The sequence below is a fragment of the Streptomyces sp. NPDC051218 genome (genome assembly GCF_044455475.1).
GTDB lineage: Bacteria > Actinomycetota > Actinomycetes > Streptomycetales > Streptomycetaceae > Streptomyces.
The window spans coordinates 272,968-293,975 of the sequence record NZ_JBITEU010000002.1 but is presented as its reverse complement, the minus strand read 5'-3'; the positions used below and the strand labels follow the sequence as shown (position 1 = coordinate 293,975).

The 21,008-nt window shown below is 72.0% G+C and carries 17 protein-coding genes; 10 read left to right on the top strand and 7 right to left on the bottom strand.

Annotation, left to right across the window (positions count from 1 at the left end; all coding sequences use genetic code 11):
- Nucleotide 1: 1 nt before the first annotated feature.
- Complete coding sequence (gene lnt, locus ACIBCK_RS07765) at nucleotides 2–1,618, bottom strand: apolipoprotein N-acyltransferase (RefSeq protein WP_399387747.1); 1,617 nt, start codon at nucleotides 1,616–1,618, stop codon at nucleotides 2–4.
- 247 nt (nucleotides 1,619–1,865) lie between these two features.
- On the opposite strand from lnt, the gene ACIBCK_RS07760 reads away from it, so the two are divergent.
- A complete protein-coding gene (locus ACIBCK_RS07760) occupies nucleotides 1,866–2,948 on the top strand; it encodes an O-antigen ligase family protein (RefSeq protein ID WP_399387745.1) in 1,083 nt (360 codons plus the stop codon).
- On the opposite strand, the gene ACIBCK_RS07755 is transcribed toward ACIBCK_RS07760, so the two are convergent.
- Together ACIBCK_RS07755 and ACIBCK_RS07750 are read right to left on the bottom strand one after the other, a co-directional pair.
- Nucleotides 2,905–3,456, bottom strand: a complete 552-nt coding sequence (locus ACIBCK_RS07755; RefSeq protein WP_399387743.1) for a hypothetical protein — start codon at nucleotides 3,454–3,456, stop codon at nucleotides 2,905–2,907. The two genes, ACIBCK_RS07760 and ACIBCK_RS07755, sit on opposite strands and share 44 nt — an antisense overlap.
- Nucleotides 3,457–3,562: 106 nt before the next feature.
- Complete coding sequence (locus ACIBCK_RS07750; protein WP_399387741.1) at nucleotides 3,563–4,354, bottom strand: glutamate racemase; 792 nt, start codon at nucleotides 4,352–4,354, stop codon at nucleotides 3,563–3,565.
- A gap of 58 nt (nucleotides 4,355–4,412) precedes the next feature.
- Here ACIBCK_RS07750 and ACIBCK_RS07745 point away from each other — a divergent pair, with 58 nt between their 5' ends.
- Nucleotides 4,413–5,588: a glycosyltransferase gene (locus ACIBCK_RS07745; RefSeq protein WP_399387739.1), complete on the top strand. Its 1,176-nt coding sequence runs from the start codon at nucleotides 4,413–4,415 to the stop codon at nucleotides 5,586–5,588.
- A 19-nt stretch (nucleotides 5,589–5,607) separates the two neighbouring features.
- Here ACIBCK_RS07745 and ACIBCK_RS07740 read toward each other — a convergent pair whose 3' ends face one another.
- Entirely contained in the window at nucleotides 5,608–6,900 is a 1,293-nt protein-coding gene (locus ACIBCK_RS07740) for a TerD family protein (protein WP_399387737.1), read from the bottom strand.
- A 319-nt stretch (nucleotides 6,901–7,219) separates the two neighbouring features.
- On the opposite strand from ACIBCK_RS07740, the gene ACIBCK_RS07735 reads away from it, so the two are divergent.
- From ACIBCK_RS07735 to ACIBCK_RS07720, 4 genes are all read left to right on the top strand, one after another.
- Nucleotides 7,220–7,648: a DUF6643 family protein gene (locus tag ACIBCK_RS07735; RefSeq protein ID WP_399387735.1), complete on the top strand. Its 429-nt coding sequence runs from the start codon at nucleotides 7,220–7,222 to the stop codon at nucleotides 7,646–7,648.
- A 46-nt stretch (nucleotides 7,649–7,694) separates the two neighbouring features.
- Complete coding sequence (locus ACIBCK_RS07730) at nucleotides 7,695–8,519, top strand: MOSC domain-containing protein (protein ID WP_399387733.1); 825 nt, start codon at nucleotides 7,695–7,697, stop codon at nucleotides 8,517–8,519.
- A 148-nt stretch (nucleotides 8,520–8,667) separates the two neighbouring features.
- Nucleotides 8,668–9,273, top strand: a complete 606-nt coding sequence (locus ACIBCK_RS07725) for a hypothetical protein (RefSeq protein ID WP_399387731.1) — start codon at nucleotides 8,668–8,670, stop codon at nucleotides 9,271–9,273.
- 175 nt (nucleotides 9,274–9,448) lie between these two features.
- Entirely contained in the window at nucleotides 9,449–11,863 is a 2,415-nt protein-coding gene (locus ACIBCK_RS07720; protein WP_399387729.1) for a right-handed parallel beta-helix repeat-containing protein, read from the top strand.
- Here the strand turns inward: ACIBCK_RS07720 and ACIBCK_RS07715 are convergent.
- Complete coding sequence (locus tag ACIBCK_RS07715) at nucleotides 11,823–14,201, bottom strand: hypothetical protein (RefSeq protein ID WP_399387727.1); 2,379 nt, start codon at nucleotides 14,199–14,201, stop codon at nucleotides 11,823–11,825. The two genes, ACIBCK_RS07720 and ACIBCK_RS07715, sit on opposite strands and share 41 nt — an antisense overlap.
- A 225-nt stretch (nucleotides 14,202–14,426) precedes the next feature.
- Between ACIBCK_RS07715 and ACIBCK_RS07710 the strand changes: the two genes are divergently transcribed.
- Both ACIBCK_RS07710 and ACIBCK_RS07705 read left to right on the top strand, forming a co-directional pair.
- Nucleotides 14,427–15,320, top strand: a complete 894-nt coding sequence (locus ACIBCK_RS07710; RefSeq protein WP_399387725.1) for a DeoR/GlpR family DNA-binding transcription regulator — start codon at nucleotides 14,427–14,429, stop codon at nucleotides 15,318–15,320.
- A 64-nt stretch (nucleotides 15,321–15,384) separates the two neighbouring features.
- Complete coding sequence (locus ACIBCK_RS07705; protein ID WP_399387723.1) at nucleotides 15,385–15,873, top strand: SRPBCC family protein; 489 nt, start codon at nucleotides 15,385–15,387, stop codon at nucleotides 15,871–15,873.
- Nucleotides 15,874–15,898: 25 nt separating this feature from the next.
- On the opposite strand, the gene ACIBCK_RS07700 is transcribed toward ACIBCK_RS07705, so the two are convergent.
- Nucleotides 15,899–16,993: a PLP-dependent cysteine synthase family protein gene (locus tag ACIBCK_RS07700; protein WP_399388876.1), complete on the bottom strand. Its 1,095-nt coding sequence runs from the start codon at nucleotides 16,991–16,993 to the stop codon at nucleotides 15,899–15,901.
- A 328-nt stretch (nucleotides 16,994–17,321) separates the two neighbouring features.
- On the opposite strand from ACIBCK_RS07700, the gene ACIBCK_RS07695 reads away from it, so the two are divergent.
- Both ACIBCK_RS07695 and ACIBCK_RS07690 read left to right on the top strand, forming a co-directional pair.
- Complete coding sequence (locus tag ACIBCK_RS07695; RefSeq protein WP_399387721.1) at nucleotides 17,322–17,651, top strand: hypothetical protein; 330 nt, start codon at nucleotides 17,322–17,324, stop codon at nucleotides 17,649–17,651.
- A 203-nt stretch (nucleotides 17,652–17,854) separates the two neighbouring features.
- Complete coding sequence (locus ACIBCK_RS07690) at nucleotides 17,855–18,394, top strand: ATP-binding protein (RefSeq protein ID WP_399387719.1); 540 nt, start codon at nucleotides 17,855–17,857, stop codon at nucleotides 18,392–18,394.
- A gap of 38 nt (nucleotides 18,395–18,432) precedes the next feature.
- Here the strand turns inward: ACIBCK_RS07690 and ACIBCK_RS07685 are convergent, their stop codons facing one another.
- The gene (locus ACIBCK_RS07685; RefSeq protein ID WP_399388874.1) at nucleotides 18,433–21,003 is read right to left on the bottom strand and encodes an ABC transporter permease; all 2,571 of its coding nucleotides are present in this window, start codon (nucleotides 21,001–21,003) and stop codon (nucleotides 18,433–18,435) included.
- Between the last annotated feature and the right edge of the window lie 5 nt (nucleotides 21,004–21,008).

The following is a 21,008-nucleotide window of genomic DNA, read 5'->3' as shown; positions in this document are numbered from 1 at the left end:
CCTAACCGGCCTGACGGGTGCGCCCGGCCCGCACGGCGCCCGTCACCGCCCAGCCGAGACCGCCGGCGGCGATCAGCACGAGGATGCCCTCGGGCAGGACGCCGAGCCGGGTGGCCGGGGTCTGCGACGAGCGCAGCGGCACCTCCTGGACGAGCGAGTCGGCGGTGAACCACTTCGTCTTCTGCGAGACATGGCCGTCCGGCATGATGATCGCGCTGACGCCGCTGGTCACCGGGACCGTGACCGTGCGGCTGTGCTCGACGGCGCGGATCCGCGACATGGCCAGCTGCTGGTAGGTCATCTCGCTGCGGTCGAACGTCGCGTTGTTGCTGGGTACGGAGATCAGTTGCGCGCCATGGGTGACGGTGTCGCGCACGGCCCAGTCGAACGCGGCCTCGTAACAGGTGGCGAGGCCCACCTTCGTGCCCGCCATGGTGAAGACACCGGGCTGTGAACCGCGGCTGAAGTCCTGGCGCACCATGCCGACGTCGCTGCTGAAGAAGCCGACGATGCCGCGCATCGGGATGTACTCGCCGAAGGGCTGGATCTGCCGCTTGTCGTAGGTGTCCGTGGGGCCCTTCTTCGGGTCCCAGAGGATCTGCTCGTTGAAGAGCTTGCCCTCCTTGGTCTCGACGACCCCGCCCACCGAGATGGGGGCGCCGATCGCCTTGACCGCGCGCTCGATGGCTTCGCGGGCATCGGGGTTGGTGAACGGGTCGATGTCGGAGGAGTTCTCCGGCCACAGGACGAAGTCGGGCTGCTTCGCCTTGCCCGCCTTCACCCGGTCCGCGAGCCGCTCGGTCTCGCGCACGTGGTGGTCGAGGACGGCGCGACGCTGGGCGTTGAACTCCAGGCCGGCCTGCGGGACATTGCCCTGGATGGCGGCGACGGTCGCGGTGCCGTCCTCGGCGTCGTCGTTGACGAGCGGGCGCGCCGCGAAGGCGCCGGCGACCGGTACGAGCACGCTGAGCAGGGCGGCGGCCGCGGCGCCGCGGTGTACGCCCCGGGTGCCGCGGGCGGCGTACACCAGCCGGACGACCTCGTACAGGCCGAAGCCGCACAGGACCACCGCGAACCCGAGTACTGGGGTGCCACCGAGCGCGGCGAGCGGCAGGAAGACACCGTCCGCCTGCCCGAAGGCGATCTTCCCCCACGGGAATCCGCTGAAGGGCACGCGCGCGCGTGCCGCCTCACCGGCGATCCAGAGGGCGGCGGCCCAGAGCGGATATCCGGGCAGCCGGGAGACGGCCGTGATGCCCGCTCCGACGAGGGCGACGAACATCGCTTCGATGGCGGCGAGCGCAAGCCAGGGTCCTGGCCCGACCTCCACTCCGGTCCACACCAGGAGCGGCAGCAAGAAGCCGAGGCCGAAGAGATAGCCGAGTCCGAGGCCCGCCTTCCAGCTGCGGCCGTGCAGACACCACGCGAACACCGCGAAAGCCGGCAGGGCGAGCCACCACAGGGTGCGTGGCGGAAAGCTGACGTAGAGCAGCACTCCGGAGAGTGCCGCCGCGGCGGCCGGGACGAGCGCTCGCAGGAAGCGGGCCCCGCGCGATGTGGGCGCGGGCCGCGGTCCGAGCTGCTCCGACTCGTCTACGGAGGTGGTGGTGGCGGTCACTCGGGGAGTCTACGGCGCGTCACGTGGACTGAGACAGGACGGTCGTGCCCGGCTGCCGGTGCTGCACCCGCCACCGCGGGCGCCGGTCGCCGGTCGCTGAAGGCTTCGGCCTAACGATCGACGGATCGTTCCTGCGCAAGATGTCCACATCTCACGGTCCCAGCGACTACGGTGTGCCCGAGTCCCTGACCTGCGGCCGGATCGAGCCACAGCGTTCGGGGCCCGTCAAACGGCGGGGGGCGACGGGGTGGGGACAGCGGGGACGGCCGCGACGGCGGGGCCATCAGGAACGTACGAGCGGCGCAGCGCGTCCGACGCGACCGGCTGCGCACTGCTCGGCGTGTGCGCGGCCTGGACCTTGATCACAGCGGGAGTGCACGGCGGCCGTCCCGAGGGCGTGCTCCTCGCGGTGCTCGCCGTGGCCGCGGGGTACGCGGGCGGGCGGATCTGCGGTGCGCTGCTGCCGGTCGCCGCGCCCTGCGCCGGTGCGCTGGTCGGGGTCGGCCTCGCGGCGGCGGCCCCGCAGCTCTCGCCCGATCCCGTGAGCGCGGCGCCGCTCGGCCACACCGGCGCCACGGCCGCGCTCCTGATCCTGGCCTCGGGGGCGGCCTGCTCCGCGGCATGGGCCGCCCGCGGGCCCTCGGCGCGGCTCGCGATGCGGCTGCTGGCCGTGGGGGTCATGGTGGCCGCCGCGGTGCTCGGTTCGGTGGCCGGTTTCGTGGCGTGTGCCGGGATCCTGCTGTGTTCGCTGGCGACCGCTCTGATGCGGCGCAGGGTGTTCGGCCTCGCGGGCCTCGCTCTGGCGACGGCTGTGGTGACCGCACTGACGTGGGCGATCGCCGACGACGTACTTCCGGAGGGGCTGAGCGCGTCCCTGGAGGGGCAGCTCGACGGGCACCGGGTCCAGCTGTGGCAGGACGCGCTCGCGCTCTCGGGCCGGGAACCGGCGCTCGGGGTCGGCCCCGGCCGGTTCGCCGACGCCAGCCCCACGGTGGCCGAGCATCTCCTTGCCGACGGCAAGCCCCATTCGGCGCTGTGGCAGCAGGCTGCCGAGCAGGGCCTGGTGGGCGTGGGTCTCCTCGCGGCGGTCTTCTGCTGGCTTCTGTACGCCCTGTACCGCTCGCCGCGCTCCACCCAGGTCGTCCTTTCGGCGGGCGCGGCCCTGACGGCGCTGGCCTCCGTGGCCTCGGTCGGCAACGCGCTGAGCCTCACGGCGGTGACGACGGGTGCGGGCTATCTCGCGGGCATCGCCACGGCGCGCCCGCTGGGCGACGAACAGGCGCAGATCAGGCCGCCGGGCTCCGCACCGTGGACAGGCGGCGGCGGATGAACCGGACGGCCGCTTCGGCGTCGTCGACGGTGACCGTGAACTTGCGGCCGTCGCCCAGGCTGAGGACGAGGCCCTCACCGCGCCTGACCACGACGGCCGTGCCGATGTCGGGCCGCGAGCGGTAACCCCAGCCGCCCCACTGTCTGGGGCAGACGACCTGCGCGAACTCGGCCCCCACCACGTGGGAGAGGAGGATGCGGCGGCGCGGCACGCCCATGTGCCCGCAGCGCACTTCCAGGCAGTCCTTGTCGACCTTCACGGCGACATGGACGAAGGCGAGGGTGCCGAAAAGGATCAGCAGTCCGGCGGCGATGCACCCCACGACCGACATGGCGAGGGCCGCGATCCCGGACGTCCACATGTTGTCGACGGCCAGCTCGATCCCCAGCGCCAGGCACAGGGCGCCGGCGAGCGCCAGCAGCCACTGCACGCGGTTGGTCGCGCTTCCGGTCCAGACGTCCGGCGGGGCCTCTGTGCTGCCCCGCTCACCGTGAGTGTGGTCCCTCATGCGACCGAGAGTACCGACGTTCCGGAGGGAAGGCACGGCATCGCGGAGCGTTACCACTCCGTTTGTACGGACGGGACCGCTCTGTACGCGGGGGCGGGGCGGGGCCTCAGCGGGCGGGAGCCGCCGCCGCGAGCAGCCTGCCTTCGGCGTACGTGTGGGCGGCGAGGGGGAGCTCGGCGGCGCGGCCGCTCAGGATCACCGTCAGGCCGCCTTCCGCGCCGCTTTCCGTGCCGGTGCCGGGGAGCTGCCCGGCCCTGCGCAGTGCCTGGGCGGCCACCGCTCCGGCCGAGCCGTGCAGGACCAGGGGCGGGAGTCCGGGCTGCTGGAGGGCGGCGCGGATGCGCTCCCCGACCAGCTCGTAATGGGTGCAGCCCAGGACGACGGCCCTTACATCACGCGGGGTGAGGGCAGCCGCGGCGGCGACCGCCCTGTCGATGGCCGCCTCGTCGGCGGACTGCACGGCGTCCGCGAGGCCGGGGCAGGGCACCTCGGTGACGCCGACGCCACCGGCGAACTCCTCGATGAGGCCGCGCTGGTAGGGGCTTCCGGTGGTGGCGGGGGTCGCCCAGATGGCGATGGGCCCGCCGCCCGCCGCGGCCGGCTTGATCGCCGGTACGGTCCCGATGATCGGCAGGTCCGGCTCGAACCGGGCGCGCAGGGCGGGCAAGGCCGACACGGAAGAGGTGTTGCAGGCGACGATCAGGGCGTCGGGCCGGTGCGCGGCGGCCGCCTCGGCGATGGCGAGCGAGCGCTGCGTGACGTCCTCGGCGGTGCGCGGTCCCCAGGGCAGCCCGTCGGGGTCCGACGAGAGGACAAGATCGGCGTCCGGCCGCAGACGACGCACCGCCACCGCGGCGGGTAGCAGGCCGATACCGGAGTCAATGAGCGCGATCTTCACCCGGTCACCATAGTCGATGGGCCTGCGGCGCCCGGTGGTGTGGGGCAGACTGCGGCGGATGGACGCCGTTGTGTGGACCGCCGTCGCATCGCTTGCCGCCTGGCTGTGGCTGCTGTTGGGGCAGGGCTTCTTCTGGCGCACGGACCTGCGGCTGCCGCCGCGCAGCGACCCGGACACCTGGCCCTCGGTCTGCGTCGTCGTCCCCGCTCGTGACGAGGCCGCCGTGCTGCCGGACAGCCTGCCCTCGCTGCTCGCGCAGGACTATCCGGGGCAAGCTGAGATCTTCCTTGTCGACGACGGGAGTTCGGACGGCACCGGGACACTGGCCCGGTCCCTTGCCGACCGGCACGGCGGCCTGCCGCTGACCGTCGGATCACCGGGTGAGCCGCCGCCCGGCTGGACCGGCAAGCTGTGGGCCGTGCGCCACGGAATCGCCCTGGCACGCGCGCGTGAGCCGCGGTATCTGCTGCTCACGGACGCGGACATCGCCCATGAGCCGGACAGTCTGCGGGAGTTGGTCGCCGCGGCGGAGACGGCCGGCTTCGCACTTGTCTCGCAGATGGCGCGGCTGCGCGTCGCGACCGGGTGGGAGAGGCTCGTCGTCCCGGCGTTCGTGTACTTCTTCGCGCAGCTGTATCCGTTCCGCTGGATCGCCGAGCGGGGTTCGCGCACGGCCGCGGCGGCGGGTGGCTGCGTCCTGGTGAGCACGGCCGCGGCCGAGCGCGCGGGGATCCCGGACTCCATCCGGCACGCGGTGATCGACGACGTGACGCTCGCCAGGGCGGTGAAGCGCTCGGGCGGCCGCATCTGGCTGGGCCTCGCGGAGCGCGTGGACAGCGTGCGCCCCTACCCCGGGCTCGGCGACCTCTGGCGGATGGTCTCGCGCAGCGCCTACGCCCAACTGCGCCACAGTCCCCTGATCCTGCTCGGTACGGTCCTGGGGCTCGCCCTGATCTATCTGGCGCCCCCGGCCGTGCTGTTCGGCGGTCTGCTCACCGGCCGCGCGGTGCCCGCCGCGCTCGGCGGGGCCGCGTGGTGCGTGATGACGGCGACGTACCTCCCGATGCTGCGCTATTACCGGCAGACTCTCTGGCTCGCTCCCCTGCTGCCGTTCACCGCTCTCCTCTATCTCCTCATGACGGTGGATTCGGCGGTGCAGCACTACAGGGGGCGCGGAGCGGCGTGGAAGGGGCGGACGTACACCCGCCCCGACCCCGCTCCCGAACAGCGGTGAAGCGCCCCCTCGAAGGCGGCTACTTCCTGCCGGGCGTCCAGTTCATGCCCCAGTTGTACGCGTAGTCGATGGTGCGCTGCGGGCTCACGCCACGCTCGGGCACGAGATAGCGGGCCTCGCGCTGGACGAAGAGGTCGCCGTTGTTGTTGGTGATCAGCGCGAGCGCGCACACCGTGGAGGGCACCGTGCACTCGTCCAGCGAGAAGTCGATGGAGGCGCCGTGCTGCGGCTGCAGGGTGACCGTGGCGTTCAGGTCGGCGAAGCTGCGCGCTCCTTCGTAGATCGTCACGAAGATGACGATGCGCTTGAAGTCCTTGATGTGGTCGAGGTTGACCGTGAGGTTCTCGCCGCTGGACACGGCTCCGGTGCGGTCGTCGCCGTCGAGCAGCAGGTACGGGGGCTGGTCGAGGGATCCGAAGGCGTTGCCGAGCGCCTGGACGACGCCCTTGCGGCCGTCGGACAGTTCGTACAGGGCGCACAGGTCGAGGTCGAGGTCCGCGTGCATCGCCACGGCACGGCCGAGCTTGCTGGCCCAGCCCTTGAACTGCTTGCGCACCTCCCAGTTGAGGTTCACGCGCATCGCTCCGGATGTGCCGCCCTGCTTGGTGAGCGAGACGGACGGCGCGTCCTTGGTGAGCGTGACCTTGGTGAGGCGCACGGGCTGGCCCGCGGGGGCGGCGGGCGCCTGGGCCGGCGGCTGCGGGGCCTGAACCGGGGCCGCGGGAGCCGGCGGAGGCTGTACCGCGGCAGGGGCGGGCGCCGGCGCCTGCTGCGGTTCGTCCACCGAGATCCCGTAATCGGTGGCGAGTCCCTGGAGGCCGCTGCCGTACCCCTGCCCGACGGCGCGGAACTTCCACGCGCCCTGGCGGCGGTAGAGCTCGCCGAGGACGAACGCCGTCTCCACGGTCGCGTCCTCGCTCTCGTAACGCGCGATCTCGGCGCCGCTCGCCGCGTCGACGACCCGGATGAAGAGGCCGGGGACCTGGCCGAAGGTGCCGCCGTCCGTCGAGGCGGCGAGCACCACGGTCTCGATGGCGGGCTCCACGCGCGCGAGGTCCACCACGAGCGCGTCGGTCACCCGGCCGCCGTCCGCCTTCTTGCCCTCGTGGCGCACCGCTCCGGAGGAGTGGACCGCCTGGTTGTAGAAGACGAAGTCGTCGTCCGAGCGGACCTTCCCGGTCGTGGCGAGCAGCAGGGCCGACGCGTCGGCGTCCGGCACCCCGGCTCCTGAAGCCCATCCCAATTCGACCCGTACGGCAGGTGCCGGCACGGGAACATTCGATCCTTTAGGCATTGTCATGTCCGCCCCCATCACAAGTTCGCATCACAAGTTCGCATCGCAAGCCGCCACTTCCGGCCGGACCGCCGTCCCGTTCATGACCAACCTATTACCCGGACCCCTGGGAGGCCCATGTCCCTCGACGACACCCCGCCGCACGGCCTTCACGTCAACCGTGCGTCGACCGCCGGTAACCCGTACGGAGCTTGGCTTTTACAGGATCCCTACGCCGCCGCGCGACCGATTTTTCCTAAGTTCGCTCGCATTGGGGACTCCAGGTCACTACCGGCACGTAAAACAACCCTCTTATCGGTCTCCCCAACCAGCACATCAAGGGCTTAACTTATGTGTCATGACCTCCCCCCGCTCCACCTATGGCGGCGGTTACTACTCCGCGCCGTCCTTCCCGGACACTCCGATCTACGACTCCCTTGTCGCCGAGCGGGGTACTCCTCAGATCGCCCCGATCCGGGTCCCCTCCGCGTACGACACGGGCAGTCACCTGCCCGCACTGCAGTCGGCCCTGCCCGCGCTGCCCGCAGCCCCGTCCCACCACAACCCCCCGTACGGCTACGCGCAGCAGCCCGCACCGCTGCAGCAGGCGCCCGCGCCGTACATCCCGCAGCAGCCATCGGCACCGCGCGGCTACCCGGGCCCCCAGCAGCAGCAACAACAGCGTCCCCCGGCCGGTACGGGCTACGAGGCCATGCGCCCCGCGGCACCCCGCCCCGCCCCGGCGACGTACGAGGACCCCTACAACCGCCCCTACCGCGGCTACTGATTCGCCCGCATGCGTCCCTGTCAGCGGCTGCTGGCAGGATGGCGGCATGCCGAATCCAGCGCTGCACTCGATCCACTTCTACCCGCTCAAGGCGGTCGGGGGACACGCTCCGCGTGAGGCCGTCGTCGAGCCCTGGGGGCTCGCGGGTGACCGACGGTGGATGCTGGTCGACAGCGCGGGGCAACTCATCACGCAACGGCCGCATCCGAGGCTGGCGTTGGCCACCGCCGAGCTCCTGCCCGGCGGCGGCATACGCATGTCCGCGCCCGGCCTTGAGCCGCTGACGGTCGCCGTGCCGCCCTCCGGCGAGACCCTCACGGTGGAGATCTGGAAGGACAAGGTCGATGCGGTGCCCGCCGACGCGGCGGCGCACGCGTGGTTCAGCGCCTATCTGGACACCGACGTCCGGCTCGTCCACCTCGACGACCCCGCCACCCGGCGCCCCATCGATCCCGCGTACTCCCTCGAAGGCGAGACCGTCTCCTTCGCCGACGGGTATCCCCTGCTCCTGACCACGCTCTCCTCCCTCGACGCCCTGAACTCGCTCATCGCCCAGGGCGATCACTCCGACGAGGGGCCGCTGCCCATGAACCGTTTCCGGCCGAATGTGGTCGTGGACGGGACGGCGCCCTGGGCCGAGGACGACTGGTCGCGCGTCGCGATCGGCGATGTCACCTTCCGCGTGGTCAAGAAGTGCGGGCGCTGCGTGGTGACCACCACCGACCAGCGCAGCGCGGAGCGCGGCAAGGAGCCGCTGCGCACGCTCGCCCAGCACCGCCGCTTCGGTGACCAGCTGGTCTTCGGCCAGAATCTGGTGCCGGAAACGACCGGATCGATCCGGATCGGTGACGCGTTCACCGTCCTCGATTGAAGGTCCGCAGCCCGGGAACTCGAAGGCACGGCACGGACGTTGAGCGAGGATGAGAAGAGTGATGTGCCTCTCTCTTCTCCCCGTCGACGCGTGATCCGTGCCGTACGCGGTTATGACGGACGCGGAAGGCGGAAGGGGGTGCAGGACTGTGCGAGCACTCGTCGGACTCTGGCGCTGGCGGCACAATCCGCTGCGCCGCAGGACCGACCTCGTCGAAGCCTGGGTGGCCTGTGCGGCCGTGCTGCTCATCGCCGTCGCCGCGCCGCTGGCCGGTTTCGCGATCGGCGGTGCCTCGCGGGACACGCTGCAGCAGTCGGTGCGCAAACAGCACGAGGTGCGGCACGAAGTCGTCGGCACGGTGGTCAAGAAGGTGTCGGGACCCCCGGTCGACCCCGACCCCGAGACGTCGTCGGCGCGCGACAGGCACAGCCGTGTGCTCGCCGAATGGACCGCCCCTGACGGCACCGCGCACTCCGGCACGGTGTTCGCCTCCCTCCGGTCCCCCGACCCGGGCGACCGCTTCCGGCTCTGGACGGACGAGCGCGGCCAGGTGGTCGGCCGCCCGCTGGACGACGCGACCGCGAGCACGCACGCGGCACTGGCCGGAATAGGCGCCGCCGTGGCGGTGGCCGGACTCGTCGAAGGGGCCAGGCGGCTGGTCGTCTGGCGGATCGTCCAGCGGCGCTACGACCGCTGGGACCAGGCCTGGGACAAGGCAGGGCCGGACTGGGGGCGGACCGGCACCGGCTCCTGAGACGCCGGAGCCGGCTCCCGGGGCCGGTGGGAGACCGGCGATGACCAGGTGAGAGCCTGGCGATCGGGTCAACTCGCCCTCGCCGCGCGCGCTACGGTGGACCGGCCGAACTCTTCGGCGCCTTGCGCGAGGTCGTGAGGTCCCGCGTACGACAAGGTGGGGGCAGAGCAACTCCATGGCACAGGGCACGGTCCAGGTGACGCACACCGGCACCTCGCGGTGGCGGCGCCGCACGGGTGAGTACGTATCGCTCGCTGCCGCCTTGGAGGCCGCGAGCGACGGTGACGTCCTCACCATCGCCCCCGGCACGTACCGCGAGAACCTCGTCGTCCAGCGGGCGGTGACGCTGCGCGGCCCCGAGGGCTCCCCCGGCTCCGTCCGCATCGCGCCCTCGGACGGGGTGCCGCTCACCGTCCGGTCGTCCGCCGTGGTGCAGGACCTGCACGTGGAGGGCCAGGACTCGGCCGCGCCCGCGCTGCTCGTCGAGGACGGGGCGCCCGAACTCGTCGACGTACGCGTGGTGACGCGTTCCGCGGCCGGCATCGAAGTGCGCGGCGGGGCCCGCCCGACCGTGCGGCGCTGCACGGTCGACAATCCCGGCGGCATCGGCATTGCCGTGCTCGACGGCGGGGGCGGTGTCTTCGAGGAGTGCGAGGTCGTATCGGCCGGGCAGTCGGGCATCGCGGTGCGCGGCGGCGCGCACCCCCGTCTCGAGCGCTGCCGGGTGCATCACGCGTCCGGCGCGGGCCTCTCGGTGACCGGTGAGCACTCGGGCCTCGAGGCCATCGGCTGCGAGGTGTACGAGGTCAAGGGCTCGGGCGTGCAGATCACCGGCCGGGCCGCGGCGCACCTGACGGACTGCGACGTGCACCGCACGACGTCCGACGGCGTCACGCTCGACACGGACGCCGTCCTCACGCTCGCCGACTGCCGTATCCACGACATCCCGGAGAACGCGATCGATCTGCGTTCCCGCTCGGTCCTGACCCTGACGCGTTCCACCGTGCGGCAGTTCGGGCGCAACGGCCTCTCGGTCTGGGACCCGGGCACGCGCGTGGACGCCAATCAGTGCGAGATCCACGACAGCACGGGCGACTACCCCGCGGTGTGGGTCAGTGACGGCGCGACGGTCGTCCTGGAGTCCTGCCGGGTGCACGACGTGCCGGACGCGCTGTTCGTCCTGGACCGTGGCTCACGCGCCGACGTCGTCGACAGCGATCTCTCCCAGGTGCGCAACACGGCGGTGTCCGTGAGTGACGGCGCGACGGCGCAGCTGGACGACTGCCGCATCCGCGATGCCGCCACCGGCGCGTGGTTCCGCGACCACGGCAGCGGCGGCAATCTGGCCAACTGCACGGTCGACGGCGTCCAGACGGGCGTCATCGTCACCAAGGGCGCCGACCCCACCATCGAGCGCTGCACGGTGACTTCACCCGCGGAAGCGGGGTTCTACGTCTCCGCGGGCGGCCGCGGCAGCCTGCACGGCTGCCGGGTGAACGACAGCGGTGGGTACGGCTTCCACGTCATCGACGGCTGCCGTACGACGCTGAAGAAGTGCCGTACGGAGCGGTGCGCGCGCGGCGGCTTCGAGTTCGCCGAGGATGGCCCGCTGGTCGAGGACTGCACCAGCGACGAGAGCGGCGGGGTGCGGACGGCGGCCGGCACGGCGCAGGAGGCGGCCCCGCAGACGGCCACGCAGACCGTGGGGTTGCTCGGTGCGATCCCCGGTCAGCGCGCGGACCAGACACCCGCGAAGGCCGCGGCCCCCGAGCCGCCGTCCCGTTCCTCGAAGGACGTGCTGGGTGAACTCGACACCCTGGTCGGCCTGGAGAGCGTCAAGCGCGAGGTGCGTGCCCTCACGGACATGATCGAGGTGGGGCGGCGCAGGCGGCTCGCGGGGCTCAAGGCCGCGTCCGTGCGCCGCCATCTGGTGTTCACGGGCTCCCCCGGCACGGGCAAGACGACCGTGGCCCGGCTGTACGGCGAGATCCTCGCGTCGCTCGGCGTCCTGGAGAGCGGGCATCTGGTCGAGGTGTCGCGGGTCGACCTGGTGGGCGAGCACATCGGGTCGACGGCGATCCGCACCCAGGAGGCGTTCGACCGGGCCCGCGGGGGCGTGCTGTTCATCGACGAGGCGTACGCGCTCTCGCCCGAGGACTCCGGGCGTGACTTCGGCCGCGAGGCCATCGACACGCTGGTGAAGCTGATGGAGGACCACCGCGAGGCGGTGGTGGTGATCGTCGCGGGCTACACCGCGGAGATGAAGCGCTTCCTTTCGGTCAACCCCGGTGTGGCGTCCCGCTTCTCACGGACCATCACCTTCGGTGACTACTCCCCCGAGGAGCTGCTGCGGATCGTCGAGCAGCAGGCCGATGAGCACGAGTACCGCCTGGACAAGGGGACGGGCGAGGCCCTCCTGAAGTACTTCACGGCGCTTCCGAAGGGCCCCGCGTTCGGCAACGGCCGTACCGCGCGCCAGACGTTCGAGGCGATGGTGGAGCGGCACGCGGGGCGGGTCGCGCAGTTCGAGGAGCCGAGCACGGACGATCTCACTCTGCTGTATCCGGAGGATCTGCCGGAGCTGCCGTGACCGTCGCGGCGGGCCCTGGAGTTCCCTCGGCGGTCTGCGGGCGTGGCGCGGGCACGGCGGGCTTGAGCCGGGCGAGCAGTCGGGCGCGTTCCTCGGCGAAGGCGGGATCGGCCTGGTAGTCGCCGTGGCCCAGGATCGGTGCGGGCAGCGGGTGTTCCGCCGTGCGGCCGTAGGCCAGGGGGTCCTTGAGGGCGTCGCGGTCGACCTGCGGACCTTCGCCGTCGGGCTGGACGCGGACGGGCCCGCCGATGGGGTCGGTGGTGCGGTGGAGGTTGCGCCAGCAGTCGACCTCGCGGTGCAGGGAGCTGAGGGCTGCCGGGCCGAAGTGGGCCGGGAACCACCGTCCGTAGAGCCGCTCCAGAGGTGAGCCGTAGGTGAGGAGGGCGACACGTTTGCGGACGGACGGCCACAGCTGCCAGGCGGCTGCGGCGGCCAGGACGCTGCCCTGCGAGTGCCCGGAGATGACGAGCCTGCCGCCCGTGGCACGCGTCGCGCGGGTCCAGGTGTGCATGCGCCAGGTGAGGTCGGGGACGGCACGCTCGGCGTAGCAGGGCGGGGCGAAGGGGTGGGCGGCGCGCGGCCAGAAGGTGCCGACGTCCCACAGGATGCCGATGGTGCGGCGGGCGGAGGGGTCTCGGTAGGCGCGGCGGCCCCACGTCACGAACAGTATGAAGCCGAAGCCGATCAGCCAGGAGCCGAGCGCCTGCGAGGTCTCGGCGGCTCCTTCGAAGAAGAGGGGCAGCCCCTGGGCGGCCTCGCTGGGGACTTCCCCGCTGATCCAGGCGCCGGCGAGCGCCCCCGCGCCGAGCAGGAGTGTCACCGCCGATGAGATGCCGACCAGGAGCGGGGCGCGGTCGGTGAGGGCGGCACGCGCGCGCGTGCCCGCGATGCGGCGGCTGCGGGCCGTGTCCTTCGGCTCGCCCGGGTATTCGAGTGGGATGGTCGCGCGGTCGCGGCGTGCCCGCCGCCAGGTGCGGACGCCGAGCCAGCCGCAGAGCGCGGCAAGGACCACCAGGAGGGGCGGGATGACGGACGCCTGCCAGGTCAGGAGGACGGGCGGGCCGTCGATGGTGCCGCCGGAGCCGGGCTCTCCGCCGCCGTCGAGCCAGTCGGCGACGCGCTGGGCGCCGCCTCCGGACATCACTCCGCCGAGCGCGCAGGCCAGCATCGCGACGGCGGGGCCCGCGAAGCCGCGGAGGGCGGTGCGCGGGTCGGGTGCCGTGCGGTAGAGGAGGCGGGCGACCACCGCGAGGGCGATGACGAGGAGCCCTTGGCCGAGGGCGATGGCCCCGAAGGTGGCGTTGCCCGGCAGCCTGCCCTCGGAGGTCCAGTCGGGGCGTGACCACCCGGCGTACAGGAGAGTCAGGACGAGCAGCGTGAGCGCGCCAAGGGGGAGTCGGTGGATCAGCTTCTCGTCGAGGTGCCGGTCGATCTTGTTCTCGCTGCGCCCCCTGCGCCAGACCACCAGGACGACGATGCCCGCTCCCAGGACGAGCGTCACGTCCAGGATCCAGCCGAGGGCGTCGAGCAGCGCGGGCCCTCCCGCGCGCCGGTCGTGGCGCGCGGCCGATGAGCCGACCGCGGCGGCCACCGTGAGAAATCCGGCGGCCGTGTGCGCGGCGCGCAGGCGGGCCACGAGGCGGCGCCCGTACCAGAAGCCGGGCTTGCCGAGCGCGGTGCGTCCGGCCTCCTCCTCCGGGTCGGCCTGGTGGGGCAGCGGTGTCTGCGACTCGTACGCGCTCCAGGTGCGGTGGGAGAGGTACCAGAGCAGCCCGGTGAGTGCGGCGGGCAGCAGGGCGGCGAACGCGAGGCGGCGTCCGGGCCGGCTCCACCAGCCGCCGTCTCCGGAGGCGTCGGTCGCGAGGAAGCCGAGCCAGGAACGGTCGGCGGAGCACGCGGGAGTGCCGGCGCACTGCCATGCCGTGAGGTCGATGGCGACCTCGCAGGCGGCGGCGACGAGCAGGACGGTCAGGCTGAGTCCGGTCAGGCGCACCAGGAGGCCGTACACCCGGGCCGTCCTGCGCATGCGCCGGGAGGTGGGGCGCATCCAGTGCGCGAGGTTGACCACCATGAACGGCAGCAGCAGGAGCCACAGGGCCCGCGAGCCGTTCCCCGAGGTGAGGTTGCACCAGACGTAGGCCTCCGGGACCGGCTTGCCGCGGTAGTCGTCCGGTCGCTTCTCCGCGTCGGCGTCCTCGGTGCGGCGGAACACGGCCGCCGTCTCGTCGCCGGAGACCCGCACGGTCCTCGGATCGCCCAGCATCTCCTCGGGCGTGGTGCCCCCCACTCCGTGGACGAGGAGTTCGAGAGCCGTCTCTTCTCTGTGCTCAGCTGCCACTGTTCACTTCCCCCGATGTGCGCGTGTTCCCCCGAACGTGCGCGTGGTCAGGCAACAAGGATCTCCGCTCCCGGCCCTGTCCACACCTCCCCTCACGTAATCTCCCCGTTCCGGGTGAGCGCGCGGAATCGGGCGGTGGCCCGCCTGTCGGCGGCCCGTGCGAGGATGAGGCAGCGCCATGGACAGGGGTGACGGGTGTGACGAGGCAGAAGGGCCGGGACGGACGTGAGTGAGAATCAGAACCTCCTCGCGGAGCAGCGCCGCGCCTTGATCCTCGACGAGGTTCGCCGCAGGGGCGGGGTCCGGGTCAATGAACTGACCCGCAAGCTGGGTGTGTCGGACATGACGATCCGTCGCGATCTCGACGCCCTCGCCCGCCAGGGCGTCCTGGAGAAGGTGCACGGCGGCGCCGTGCCGGTGGTCGAGGCGAGCACGCACGAGCCGGGCTTCGAGGCCAAGTCGGGCCTGGAGCTGAACGCCAAGGAGGACATCGCGCGCACCGCGGCCTCCCTGGTGGCGCCGGGCACGGCGATCGCGCTCTCGGGCGGCACGACGACGTACGCGCTCGCCCACCATCTTCTGGACGTGCCGGACCTGACGGTGGTGACGAACTCGGTGCGGGTCGCGGATGTCTTCCACTCCGCGCAGCGCACGTCGGGACAGCGTCAGGGCGCGGCCACCGTCGTCCTCACGGGCGGTGTGCGCACGCCGTCGGACTCGCTGGTCGGCCCGGTCGCCGACCAGGCGATCGGCGCGCTCCACTTCGACGTGCTCTTCCTCGGTGTGCACGGCATATCGGCGGAGGCCGGTCTGTCCACACCGAACCTCGCGGAGGCGGAGACCAACCGGCGTCTGGTGCAGTCGGCGCGGCGGGTCATCGTGGTCGCCGACCACACCAAGTGGGGCACGGTGGGCCTGAGTTCGTTCGCCACCCTGGAGCAGGTCGACACGCTCGTGACGGATGCGGGGCTGCCCGCTCAGGCGCGGGTGGAGGTCTCCGAGCATCTGAGGCGCCTGGTGGTCACGGGTGAGCGCGAGGAGCCGGGGGCCGATGAGCGGGGCGAGCGGGACGAGAGCGCCGGGCAGGCGGGGAACGCCGGGAGCACCGCAGACATCTGACGGCCCGCCAGCTATGGTGTCGGTGCCCGGTCAACGACCCGATTCCGCTTGGGGGCTGCGTTCGATGGCACGCCGACTGAGGCCCGTGGGGCTCGAGTTCGCCGAATCCGCTCCGCTGCGTCTGGTCTTCGCACGCAAGGTGAGCGCTCCCCCCGAGACGGTGTACCGCGCGCTCGCCGACGACACGGCCGGCTGGCCCGAGTGGTTCACGGCGGTCACACTGTGCCGCCCCACCGACGGAGCGGACGGCGGCAAGGGCCGCGAGGTCAGGCTCAAGGGCGGCACACGCTTCTGGGAGACGATCGTCGCGGCGGACGCGCCGCAGCGGTACGCCTACCGCGTCGACGAGTCGAACGCCCCGGGGCTGCGCGCCCTCCTCGAGGAGTGGCGGCTCACCCCGGCCGGGACCGGCACCCGCGTCCAGTGGACGTTCGCCGCGGACGGCACGGCCCCCTTCCGTATCGCCATGAAGCTCGGCAGGCCGGGCATGGGCCGCGCCTTCCGCGATGCCGTCACCGCCCTCGACCGGCGGCTCACCGCGGCCAACGCCTGACCTCGGTAAGGGAGTTGAAGGCCGCCTAGGTCCACGTACCGTTCGCGAGCAGTGACTTGATCGCGGCCTCGTACGGTGCGATGTCCAGTCCCTGCTCGGCGAGCCACGCGTCCGAGTAGTACTTGTCCAGGTAGCGGTCGCCCGGGTCACAGATGAGCGTGACGACGCTGCCCGTGCGGCCCTCGGCCACCATCTCGGCGACGATCTTCAGGGAGCTCCACAAGCCGGTGCCGGTCGAGCCGCCCGCCTTGCGGCCGATCGCCTGCTCCAGGGCGCGCACGGCGGCGACGCTCGCCGCGTCCGGCACCTTCATCATGCGGTCGATCGCGCCGGGCACGAAGCTCGGCTCCATGCGCGGCCTGCCGATGCCCTCGATGCGGGAGCCGCAGTCGCTGGTGGCGTCCGGGTCGTGACGGGTCCAGCCGTCGAAGAAGCACGAGTTCTCCGGGTCGGCGACACAGAGCCGGGTGTCGTGCTGCATGTAGTGGACGTAGCGGGCGATGGTCGCCGACGTGCCGCCCGTGCCCGCCGTGGCGACGATCCACGCGGGCTCCGGGTAGCGCTCCAGCCTCATCTGCTGGTAGATCGACTCGGCGATGTTGTTGTTGCCCCGCCAGTCCGTCGCCCGTTCCGCGTAGGTGAACTGGTCCATGTAGTGCCCGCCGGTCTCGACGGCGAGGGCGGCCGACTCGGCGTACATCATGCGTGAGTCGTCCACGAAGTGGCACTGGCCGCCGTGGAATTCGATGAGCCGGCACTTCTCGGCGCTCGTCGTGCGCGGCATCACCGCGATGAACGGCACCCCGATCAGCTTCGCGAAGTACGCCTCGGAGACGGCCGTCGAGCCACTGGAGGCCTCGATGACCGGCCGCCCCGGCCGGATCCAGCCGTTGCACAGGCCGTAGAGGAAGAGCGAGCGGGCGAGGCGGTGCTTGAGGCTGCCGGTCGGGTGGGTCGACTCGTCCTTGAGATACAGGTCGATGCCCCAATGTTCCGGCAGCGGAAAACGCAACAGGTGCGTGTCGGCGGAACGGTTGGCATCGGCCTGCACCTTGCGTACGGCTTCTTTGAGCCAGGACCGGTACTCCGCATCGCTGCGGTCCACGTCGAGCGTGGTCATCGGTTCGTCGGCTCGATCCTGCTGTGGGGTGCTCACCGGGCAGCTCCTTGGCGTCAACCTGGCCGCGCTCGGAGCGGGCAGGACACCTCGATCATAGGCACCTTCCACACGCTTCTCACCTGCATAAACACACCTTTGAGCACCTCAAAGGCACACCTGGCGCACCCGGTGGGCACAGCGGCGCGGCACACTGGGGAGGGAACGTGGACCACCCGTGACCACGTCTTCATACGCACTGGTGCTCGCCTTGCCATGCGTGCAGACTGCACCGCACGGGAAGGCGTTCCCGTACGGAACGACACAGCGAAGCTCAAGGGGGCGGAACGTCATGGCGGATCCGGAGTTCACGGCCACAGGCGTGCGGATCGGGCGACGGCTGCGCTCCCTCACCCGGGCGGGCCAAATCCGTATCACCGACGGCAGGTTCGAGCTGCTGACCAGTTACGGCAGGGAGATCGACAGCGCGCCGGTGCAGGCGGTGCGGGCCGGCAAGCCGTGGTTCGCCGCCGACGACCGCGCCCTTGCCGAACTGAACGGCACGCGCTATCAGCTCACCCTCGCCGACCACGATCCGGCACCCGGCAAATCGGGGCCGCCCACGGTGGGCAGGTTCATCGACGCGGTCCGCAGGGCCGGAGGCCGCAGAGCACGCGCCTGAGGAGCCCCCGCTCACCCGGCCGGGACGGCGCGAGTTGCACGCCCGCACCCCCTGAGTCACTCTGGTCACACATCACTCTGGGTTCACCGGCGATGACGCTGCGAACCAGCCCGCCGGCCGCGAACAGCAGCCGGCAGACCCCGCGGCCGCTGCTGGATCCGATCGTCGTCTTCTTCCGGACCGCAATTCGGGGAGTCGCAGCCGTGATCAGCCAGCCAAGCAGGTATTGCACGGTAGAGCTTCAGGCCCTGCCGTCGCGGATCGGCCAGGTACGCAGAATCGTATCGGCGCAGTTGCGCTACTGGCATCTCGATCCGTTGATAGACCAGGCCGCGCTCGGTGTGACCGAGCTCCTGACCAACGTGCACCGGCACGCACAGCCGGACAAGGCGTGCACCGTGGAGATCGAGCTGCTGCTCGACCGCCTCACGGTCTCCGTGCACGACCACGATCCCCGCCTGCCCGAGGTCAACGACGCCGAGGCGTTCGCGACCTGTGGCCGCGGCCTCGCCATGGTCGCCGCCGTCAGCGAGAGCTGGGGGGTGCGCCCCGACGGTGACACGGGCAAGGTCGTCTGGTTCACTCTCCCGGCCCCCACGACCGCCGCGGCGGTGCCGTCCGGATTCGCGGCGTACGGCGCGGCCACCCCGGGCCCCTTCGCGGACCTGGGCGTCGGACCGCGGTCCCTCGCCGACGGGCACGCGCCCGGACATGCTCCCGCCCGGTCGGCCGTTGTCGGCTGACCGGGCGGTGACAGGCTCCGCGCAGCGGGCGTCCTACGTCACTCGGTGGCGATGGCACGCAGCACGTCCAGGCGTGCGGCCCGCCGTGCCGGACGCAGACCCGCGAGGGCTCCCGCCGTCAGGCCCACCAGGACGACCACCGCCAGCTGCACGGGTGGCACCGCGAACGCGAAGGCACTGCTCGTCGCGCCGTCCGAGGCCTTGACGAGCACCCAGCCGAGGAAGCCGCCGAGCACCAGGCCACCGGCCGTGCCGAAGGCGGCGACGAGCACCGACTCCCAGCGGACCATGGCCCGCAGCTGCGCCCTGGTCTGTCCGACGGCACGCAGCAGGCCGAGCTCACGGGTCCGTTCGTGGATCGCGAGGGTCAGCGTGTTGGCGATGCCCAGCAGGGCGATCAGGACCGCGAGCGCGAGCAGGGCGTAGACCAGCGTGAGCATCATGTCGATGCCGCCCGCCGCGGACTGTGCGTACTCGCCTCGGGTCTGCACATCCGGATTGCCGTACTCCTGGGCCACCTCGGAGACCGCGGCCTTGCCGTCGGCCGCGCTCACACCGTCCTTGAAGCTGACGGAGACGAGGCTGTCGGCGTCCTGCATGCGGTGCGGCGCCCAGGCCTCGCGGGTGATGACGTAGTCCCCCGCGAGCTCCGACCGGCCGTACAGCGCGCGGACGGTGAAGGTGGCCTTCTTGCCGTCGGCGAAGGCGAGCTCGGTCGTGGAGCCGACCTTCAGGTCCTGCTTCTCGGCCTCCGCACGGGTGATCGCGATGCCGTTGGTGCCGAGGCCGTCCAGGGTCCCGTCGACCCTGCCCAGGTCGAAGGACTTGGCGAAGGGACCCGGGTCGGTGACCGTCAGGGCGCGCCCTTCCCCGTCGACCTCCGCGGCGCCCTTGCCCAGCCCGACCGCGGTGGCGACCTCCGGCCGCTCGGCGAGCGCGGGGGCCAGCTTGGGGCTGAGTCCGCTGCCGCCGGCGCCGAAGCCGGGGGTGCTGATGGCGAGGTCGCCCGCGAAGGAGCGGTTCACCGTCTGGTCCATGGTCGCCTTCAGGGAGGCGCCGAAGACCGTGAAGAGCGAGACGACGGCGACGCCGATCATCAGGGCGCTCGCGGTGGCGGCGGTCCGCTTGGGGCTGCGCAGGGCATTGCGCCGGGCGAGCCCGCCCGTGACGCCGCGCAGCCGGTCCAGGGGCCCGCCGAGAATACGTACCGCTCGTGAGGAAGCGACGGGGCCGAGCACCACGAACGCGACGAGCGCGAGGACCGCCCCGGCCCCCGCCAGCCACACGGACGGGCTGACGAGGACGCCGGTCAGCGAGAGCCCGACGGCGGCGAGCGCGATGAGCGTGCCCGCGACGGCGCGCTTCCGCGAGGCCCCGGAGTGGTCGACCGCGGTCTCGCGCAGCGCGGCCAGGGGCGCGGTGCGTCCGGCGCGCACGGCGGGCAGCAGGGCGGAGCCCAGACAGACCACGATGCCGACGACGAGCGGCAGCAGCATCGACAGGCCGCTGATCACCAAGTCGCCCTCGGGGAAGGGGAATCCGATGGCGGGGAAGAGGGCCTGGAGACCGGCCGCGATCCCGATGCCGCCCGCCAGGCCCGCGACGGACGCGACCACGGCCACCACGCCCGCTTCGACCAGGGTCGCCGCGGTGACCTGGCGGCGCGAGGCGCCGAGCGCGCGCAGCAGGGCGTTCTCGCGGGTGCGCTGGGCGACGACGATCGCGAAGGTGTTGTGGATGCTGAAGGTGGCGACGAGCAGGGCGATCCCGGAGAAGACCAGCAGGAAGGTGGTGAAGAGCGTCAGGAACTGGCCGGAGATGTTCTCGGTGTTCTCCGCCGCGGACGCCTCGCCGGTGATGGCCTCAACTCCGTTGGGCAGTACGGGATCCAGCGCGTCGACGAGTTCCTGCTGAGTCACGCCGGGCCCGGCCCGCACCTGGATGGAAGCGGCCTCACCGGCCTTCGGCGTCAGGTACTTCTCGGCGTCGGCCTGTGTCATGCCGGTGAAGGTGGTCTGCGCCATGCCGTCCTCGCCGCCGAAGGTCGCGAGGCCCACGATCGTCACCTGGACGGGGTCCGGCGTGCGCAGCGTGGTCGTGTCGCCGATCTTCAGGTCGCCGGATTCGGCGGCGCCACGGTTGACGACGACCTCGCCGGGCTTGGCGGGGGCACGGCCGTCGGCCAGTTGATAGGCGTTCAGCTCCCTGTCGTCGATCCAGTTGCCGGCGAGGGTGGGCGGGCCTTCGCCGCCGATGGGTTCGCGGTCCTTGCCGAGGAGTTGGCCCGCGCCCTGGATGCTGGGCGCGGCGGCGGCGACGCCCTCGGCCTGCTCGATCCTCTCGACGAGCGAGGTCTTGACGGGCTGCCGGGTGCCCTGGCTGTCGTCGGGTGTGGTGATGGTGTCGGCACTGCGGACGACGGCGTCGGTGCCGCTCGTCGCGTTGCCGAACATCGTGTCGAAGCTGCCGCGCAGGGTGTCGCCCATGACGAGCGTGCCCGCCAGGAAGGCGACACCGAGCATGACCGCGAGGAACGTACCGGCGAAACGTCGCTTGTGGCCACGCAGCGAGGAGAAGCTGATGCGTGCGGACGAGCGGAGGGAACTCATGGCAG

Excerpts from the sequence above, each read along its gene's own strand:
- ACIBCK_RS07755 (WP_399387743.1), bottom strand. The coding sequence starts at position 3,456 with ATGAGGGACCACACTCACGGTGAGCGGGGCAGCACAGAGGCCCCGCCG.
- ACIBCK_RS07745 (WP_399387739.1), top strand. The coding sequence starts at position 4,413 with ATGGACGCCGTTGTGTGGACCGCCGTCGCATCGCTTGCCGCCTGGCTG.
- ACIBCK_RS07740 (WP_399387737.1), bottom strand. The coding sequence starts at position 6,900 with ATGGGGGCGGACATGACAATGCCTAAAGGATCGAATGTTCCCGTGCCG.
- ACIBCK_RS07735 (WP_399387735.1), top strand. The coding sequence starts at position 7,220 with ATGACCTCCCCCCGCTCCACCTATGGCGGCGGTTACTACTCCGCGCCG.
- ACIBCK_RS07730 (WP_399387733.1), top strand. The coding sequence starts at position 7,695 with ATGCCGAATCCAGCGCTGCACTCGATCCACTTCTACCCGCTCAAGGCG.
- ACIBCK_RS07720 (WP_399387729.1), top strand. The coding sequence starts at position 9,449 with ATGGCACAGGGCACGGTCCAGGTGACGCACACCGGCACCTCGCGGTGG.
- ACIBCK_RS07705 (WP_399387723.1), top strand. The coding sequence starts at position 15,385 with ATGGCACGCCGACTGAGGCCCGTGGGGCTCGAGTTCGCCGAATCCGCT.
- ACIBCK_RS07700 (WP_399388876.1), bottom strand. The coding sequence starts at position 16,993 with ATGACCACGCTCGACGTGGACCGCAGCGATGCGGAGTACCGGTCCTGG.
- ACIBCK_RS07695 (WP_399387721.1), top strand. The coding sequence starts at position 17,322 with ATGGCGGATCCGGAGTTCACGGCCACAGGCGTGCGGATCGGGCGACGG.
- ACIBCK_RS07685 (WP_399388874.1), bottom strand. The coding sequence starts at position 21,003 with ATGAGTTCCCTCCGCTCGTCCGCACGCATCAGCTTCTCCTCGCTGCGT.